This is a genomic window from Psychrobacter sp. Pi2-1 (genome assembly GCF_904846645.1).
In the GTDB taxonomy this organism is placed as follows: domain Bacteria; phylum Pseudomonadota; class Gammaproteobacteria; order Pseudomonadales; family Moraxellaceae; genus Psychrobacter.
Map to the genome: position 1 here is coordinate 1 of NZ_CAJHBO010000057.1, position 715 is coordinate 715.

The following is a 715-nucleotide window of genomic DNA, read 5'->3' on the forward strand; positions in this document are numbered from 1 at the left end:
ACATTATGGATGTTATCAGCCATTTGACGCGAACGGTAAGCCCCGCAGTATTGGGAGATGACCGTAGCCCAGCTGAGAAAAACTTGCTTGAGCAATTTTATGCTATTTTTGCTGCTCGCTTGGCAGACAAAGATACTCATGATCGCTTTTCTAACGAGAATATCGCTCGTGATGATCAGGGATTTCATGAGCGCATATGGACGGATAGCACACACCGTGACCAAATAGCTCGTGAGCTTGCTGGTAAACACAATGTCGATGTCACTGCTTCTCGCGGTTTAATCGCGATGGCAGCACCACTTGCGTACCATGAAATAAAGAGCTTGGCAGGGACGACACCTGTGCCACAGTTTTTAAACGATAATTCGGCTAGCTACCAACATCATATTCCTGCTTGGGCGAGCACAGTTTTGCCAGCAGGTATGATTGCCGCTGCGCCTGCAGGTGCACGAATTTCTGATACGGTCAGCACTGCACCGCTTCAGCGCGAAGAAGAAACAGAAGGCAGTTTTATGAAAGCGCTGCTGCCCATCATTGGTCTGATTATTCTAGGCGCTTTGGCTTGGGCATTGCTAGAGGCTGCCAAGAAAATCCTGAGCCCGTTGCTACGCCTGCTGTCACCCAAGAGCAAGCCGCCGAAGGTAATGCAACAGCGGTTGCCGCTGATGTTGAGCCTGCATCATTGCGTATCGCCACAGGTGAGAACGGTGAATCA

General features: G+C 50.1%; 1 pseudogene. It reads left to right on the plus strand.

Going from position 1 to position 715, the window contains the following annotated elements:
- A pseudogene (locus tag JMX91_RS13240) lies at positions 1-715 on the plus strand (OmpA family protein); the annotation flags it as partial.